We start from the raw sequence: 5,730 nt of genomic DNA on the forward strand, positions 1-5,730 counted from the left end.
AGGGAGGCAGCAGCTTGACGCCTTGGGGGACGACGGCGTTCGCCAGCAAGGCCGCAGGTCCCGGATAATTCGGCGTTCCGATCTGGCTGGTGTCGATGGGCTGCCGGTCGACCGCATAGACGAGTCCGCCGGCCATCGCCACGCACACCCCGATCGCCGCCGTGCCGTCGATCAACGGCCGCCATGCCAGCGACGAGCGCGAATGGCGATAGGGCTGCTCGACGAAGCGATAAGAGAGATCGGAAACGGCCAGGGTGGCGATGATCAGCAGAACGCCATCGACCAGGCCGATCGAGCCGCGCTGCGCCGCATAGAAGATGATCAACGGCCAATGCCATAGATAGATCGAATAGGAGCGGTCGCCGGCATAGCGCAGCGCCACGATATCCAGGCCGCGGAAGCGGCCCACACGCACGCTGCCGGCCGCAATGACCAGAGCCGCGCCGAGCGTCGGCAGCAGCGCCTTGAAGCCTGGAAAATCGGTCGATCTTGAAAACAACACCGCCGATGCCAGCGCCGCCAGCATGCCGGCAACAGCCATCGCATTCTGCATATGCGCGCTCGGACGGAACCGATCGAGGGTCAGTGCCAGCAATCCCCCAAGGGCCAGCTCCCAGACCCGGGTGTGGGTCACGAAATAGGCCCATGCAGGATCGGATCGGGTAAGGGCGACGGAAGCCGCGAGCGAGCCCGCCAGGACCACGCCGAGCACGAAGGTGAGCATTTGCACGGGTGAATATCCGCGGCGTCTGGCCCACCACAGCGACGCGATCATCAGCACCGGCCAGACGATGTAGAACTGCTCCTCGATCGACAGCGACCAGAAATGCTGGACGGGGCTCGGCGCGTCTTCGGCGCCGAGATAATCCACGGCCTGCTCGGCAAGCCGCCAGTTCTGCACGTAGAGCGCGCTTGCGATCACCTGCCTGGCGGTTTCTTCCCACCACGCGTCCGACACGAACAGCAGCGTTCCCGCGAGCGTGACCAGGAGCGCGACGATCGCCGCCGGCAGCAGCCGCCTGACCCGGCGCGTGTAAAAGCCGACGAGCGAGATGCCGTTTTCGCTGAGCGCCATGCGCGTGAGCAGGCCGGTGATGAGGAAGCCGGAGATGACGAAGAAGATGTCGACCCCGACATAGCCGCCGGGAAGCGCTGCCGGCCAGATATGGAAAATCACCACGAAGGCTACGGCAAGCCCGCGCAGCCCCTGTATCTCCGGCCGAAATCCCCCCGGCGCAATGTCGTCTCGCAAAGCCAGTCTATCCCTCACGGCGCCGGCGGCTGGCCGCCGTGATCAATTCTGCTGGATCGAAATGCCCTTGTCGTCGATCTTGAGCTCGACGCCTTTCGGCCTGGTCTGCTCGCGATAGACATAGATGCCGAGCGCTATGATCACGACCACGAGAGCGCCGATGATGGCATAGAGCATGTTCTGCTTCATGGCGCGTCCCCGATGCCTGCTGGAAGATCAGGCCTGTTTCACCAGTTTGATCAGCACCAGCAGGACCACCGCGCCGATCGTGGCGTGGATGATCGCGGCAAGGATCCCGCCGCCTACGGCAAAGCCCAGCCTTGGGAATATCCAGCCGGCGATCAGCGCGCCGACGATGCCGACGACGATGTTGCCGACCAGTCCGAAGCCGAAACCCTTGACGATCAGTCCGGCAAGCCAGCCGGCGATCGCACCGATGATGATGAAAACGAGCAGGCTTTCAATTCCCATTGCCAATCCCTCCGTTAGCGGAGGACCAACCAAGCCACACGCCCCGAATCGGCCTCCAACTGCGACGGATGAAACCTATTGGAAAGCGGCCGGCCTCGCCAGCGCCGGCTTTATTCGTCGTCGTCACCCGATGCCGGACGCCAACTCGTCGGATCGACCTTCTTTTGCGTGTCGCTGTCGGTGTAGACCCACCAGCCGCCGTCGCGATACTGGCCGATGGATTCGTTGACGACGCCGTCACCGTCCTTCCACAGGATGGTGACCTTCGAGCCATCCTTGGGCGCGCTTTCTATCGGTTTGCGCTCTGCCATCTCTCACTCCCTCCACGAACCGGCCCCCATAGACCGGCCCCAACGTCCTTCCGACGCGCCGGGTTCCGTCAGCTATGCGCGAAGATGTCTTCCTCCGCCCAGCCCATCAGGTCGAGCTTTGCGCGCGTCGGAAGGAAACGGAAGCAGGCGTCCGCCTCCTTGGTGCGGTTTTCGCGCGCCAGGCGCGCCACCAGCACCTCGCGCAGCCGGTGCAGATAGAGCACGTCCGAGGCGGCATAGTCGAGCTGCTCGGGCGAAAGCGTTTCCGCCGCCCAGTCCGAAGATTGCTGCGCCTTGGACAGGCCGATGCCGAGCAATTCGTTGCACAGGTCCTTCAGCCCATGGCGGTCGGTGTAGGTCCGGACGAGCCGCGAGGCGATCTTGGTGCAGAACACCGGTTCCGCCATCACGCCGAAGGCATTGTAGAGCACGGCGATGTCGAAGCGGCCGTAATGGAACAGCTTGGTGATCGCGCGGTTCCTGAGCAGGCTGACGAGGTTCGGCGCCTTCTTCTGGCCAGGCGCGATCTGGATGACATCGGCGCTGCCGTCGCCGGGCGAGATCTGCACCACGCAGAGCCGGTCGCGATGCGGATTCAATCCCAGCGTTTCCGTGTCGATGGCCACCGCCCCGACATTGTAACGGGTGAGGTCCGGCAGATCGTTCTTGTGGAAACGGATATCGGTCATTCTCTTCTCCGGATCGCGGCCGCAATGCCGCGCATCGCTTGGGATGCGCCAGCAGGCGGCGGCGCGTTGCGCTGGTCATCCGTCCTCGCCGCGATCCGGAGAAAAATCAACAGAAAGTTGAATCTCGCGTCTTGCGCGATTTTCGCCTCAGCGGGTCAGCGCATCGAGGATTCGCGCCCAGGACCGCTGCCCCTTGTGGAAGGAGGTCAGCTCGTATTTCTCGTTCGGCGAATGGATGCGGTCGTCGTCGAGGCCGAAGCCGACCAGCAGCGATTCCATGCCGAGATAGGTCTGGAAATCGCCGACCACGGGAATCGATCCGCCGCTGCCGATGGTCAGCGCCTGCTTCTCCCATTCGTCGGACAGCGCATCCTTGGCCTTGGCCAGGAACGGCGAGTCGTAGGAAAGCTGGATCGCCGGCGAGCCGCCATGCGGGTGGAATTCCACCGAGCAGTCGCCGGGAATGCGCTCGCGCACGAAGGCCTGGAAGGCGGCGCGGATCTTCTTCGGGTCCTGCTTGTGGACGAGCCGGAACGACACTTTCGCCGACGCTTCCGCCGCGATCACCGTCTTGAAGCCTTTGCCGGTGTAGCCGCCGATGATGCCGTTGAATTCCGCCGTCGGCCTTGCCCAGGTCATTTCAAGCACCGAGCGGCCTTTCTCGCCGGCTGGAATGGAGAGGCCAACCGGACCGAGGAAGGTCTCGGCCGTCTCGCCGAGCCCTTCCCAGGATTTCAGCACTTGGCTAGGCGTCTCCTCGACGCCGTCATAGAAGCCTGGAATGGTGACGTGGCCGTCCTTGTCGTGCACGTCGGCCAGCACCTTGGCGAGAATCCGGATCGGATTGGCGGCCGGGCCGCCATAGAGGCCCGAATGCAGATCGCGGCTGGCGGCCTTGACGGTGACCTCCTCGCCGACCATGCCGCGCAGCGACACGCAGATCGACGGCGTCTCGCGATTCCACATGCTGGTGTCGCAGACCAGCGCGAAATCCGCCTTCAGCTCGGCGGCGTTGGCTTCCAGGAACGGCTTCAGCGACGGCGAGCCGGATTCCTCCTCGCCCTCGAACAGGATGGTGACGCGGCAGGGCAGATTGCCATGCACCTGCTTCCAGGCACGGCACGCCTCGACGAAGGTCATCAGCTGCCCCTTGTCGTCGGCCGAGCCGCGCCCGGTGATCACCTTGCGTCCAGGCTCGATCTCCTTGATCGACGGCGCGAACGGATCGGTTTCCCACAACTCGACCGGATCGACCGGCTGGACGTCGTAATGGCCGTAGAACAAAACATGCGGCGCGCCCGCCGGTCCCTCGTGATGCGCCACCACCATCGGATGTCCGGGCGTGTCGCGCACGCTCGCGTCGAAGCCGATCAGCTTGAGCTCGGCGACCAGCCATTCGGCGCCCTTGCGGCAGTCGGCGGCGAAGGCCGGATCGGTGGAGATCGACTTGATGCCGAGCAGGCCGAACAGCCGCTCCAGGCTCTGGTCGAGATTCTGGTCGAGACGCTCGAGGACGGGGGAGATTCTGGACATGCTTTTTGCCTTTCGATTTTGGGCAGACCCTAAAGGGCCACGCCGAAAACGAAAAGCCGCGATCGTTAGACCAAGATGCAATCGTTGCGAGGATAAAAGAAGACCGCCGTGGTGGAGGGGGAACCACGGCGGTCTCTACTCGAAACGTTGCGGCAGCCCGGAGAGGGGGGATAGGCTGCCGCAGTTTGCCCGGGATAGGCGGGGGACGGGCCTTACTCCGGACTTCGGCGAAAAATGCCGATGACGTGTATTTGGGTTTGTGAACGTGGCGATTCAAGGGCACGAAAATTACACTTTTGTAACATGCCCGTGAGCGGCGAATTTTCCGTGCATGTCGCCCAAAAGTGTGCGGCGGTTTTGGGAAAACGACATGCACCAACAAAAAGACCCAAAGCGCGTCGCCTGAATCGGTTTCAGCGCGACGCGCTTTGCCGGACAGGAACTGTCAGGGGTGTTGCCCGAACCGGTGGGTTCCACCGCCTTTGGCATGGACCGCGAAGCCCGGCCGCGCTATCCCTGCCGGCATGAAAAAAGGCGATCACCTCTTTCTCGTCGACGGCTCCGGCTACATTTTCCGCGCCTATCACGCGCTGCCGCCGCTCAATCGCAAATCCGACGGCCTGCCGACCAGCGCCGTGCTCGGCTTCTGCAACATGGTGTGGAAGCTGATGCAGGACGCCCGCAACACCAGCGTAGGCATTGCGCCGACGCATTTCGCCGTCATCTTCGACTATTCCTCGAAAACCTTCCGCAGCGATCTCTACCCGGAATACAAGGCGAACCGTTCGGCGCCGCCGGAAGACCTGATCCCGCAATTCGGCCTGATCCGCCAGGCGACCGTGGCCTTCAACCTGCCCTGCATCGAGATGGAGGGTTTCGAGGCCGACGACATCATCGCCACCTATTGCAGGCTCGCCCGCGAGGTCGGCGCCGACACCACAATCGTCTCCTCCGACAAGGACCTGATGCAACTGGTCGGTCCGGCGGTCCGTATGTACGATCCCATGAAGGATCGCCGGATCAGCATCCCCGAAGTGATCGAGAAATGGGGCGTGCCGCCGGAAAAGATGATCGACCTGCAGGCGCTCACCGGCGACTCGGTCGATAACGTGCCAGGCGTGCCTGGCATCGGCCCGAAGACCGCGGCGCAATTGCTCGAACAGTTCGGCGACCTTGACGGGCTGCTCGCCCGCGCTTCCGAGATCAAGCAGGAGAAACGGCGCGAGACCATCATTGCCAATGCCGACAAGGCGCGCATTTCGCGCGAGCTGGTGACGCTGAAGAACGACGTGCCGCTGAAGGAAGGACTGGACGACCTCGTCCTGCACGAGCCGGACGGGCCGAAGCTGATCGGCTTCCTGAAGACCATGGAGTTCACGACGCTGACGCGGCGCGTCGCCGAAGCGACCGCGACCGAGATCGGCGACGTCCAGGCCTCCGCCGTCACCGTCGAGCGGGCCGACACCGCGCATGG

At 63.6% G+C, this 5,730-nt stretch carries 7 protein-coding genes; 1 reads left to right on the forward strand and 6 read right to left on the reverse strand.

Annotated features, from left to right (window positions below; translation table 11 throughout):
- The 6 genes from EOD07_RS19665 to EOD07_RS19690 form a co-directional block, all read right to left on the reverse strand.
- Positions 1 to 1,252 (reverse strand): acyltransferase (locus EOD07_RS19665; protein ID WP_164772363.1); only part of this gene is annotated, 1,252 nt, incomplete at its 3' end.
- A gap of 42 nt (positions 1,253 to 1,294) precedes the next feature.
- Complete coding sequence (locus EOD07_RS19670) at positions 1,295 to 1,441, reverse strand: hypothetical protein (protein ID WP_127236658.1); 147 nt, start codon at positions 1,439 to 1,441, stop codon at positions 1,295 to 1,297.
- Positions 1,442 to 1,468: 27 nt separating this feature from the next.
- A complete protein-coding gene (locus EOD07_RS19675; RefSeq protein ID WP_042640778.1) occupies positions 1,469 to 1,723 on the reverse strand; it encodes a GlsB/YeaQ/YmgE family stress response membrane protein in 255 nt (84 codons plus the stop codon).
- A gap of 110 nt (positions 1,724 to 1,833) precedes the next feature.
- Positions 1,834 to 2,034, reverse strand: coding sequence for a hypothetical protein (locus EOD07_RS19680; protein ID WP_073989792.1), 201 nt, complete (start codon positions 2,032 to 2,034; stop codon positions 1,834 to 1,836).
- 68 nt (positions 2,035 to 2,102) lie between these two features.
- On the reverse strand, positions 2,103 to 2,723 hold the full coding sequence (locus EOD07_RS19685; protein ID WP_127236659.1) for a ribonuclease D: 621 nt from the start codon (positions 2,721 to 2,723) through the stop codon (positions 2,103 to 2,105).
- Between the two features lie 147 nt (positions 2,724 to 2,870).
- Positions 2,871 to 4,256 carry a M20/M25/M40 family metallo-hydrolase gene (locus EOD07_RS19690; RefSeq protein ID WP_127236660.1) on the reverse strand — a complete coding sequence of 462 codons (1,386 nt, stop codon included), beginning with the start codon at positions 4,254 to 4,256 and terminating at the stop codon, positions 2,871 to 2,873.
- Positions 4,257 to 4,780: 524 nt separating this feature from the next.
- On the opposite strand from EOD07_RS19690, the gene EOD07_RS19695 reads away from it, so the two are divergent.
- A partial coding sequence (locus EOD07_RS19695) for a 5'-3' exonuclease H3TH domain-containing protein (RefSeq protein WP_281059070.1) occupies positions 4,781 to 5,730 on the forward strand: 950 nt, incomplete at its 3' end.

This window comes from Mesorhizobium sp. M2C.T.Ca.TU.002.02.1.1 (assembly GCF_003997225.1).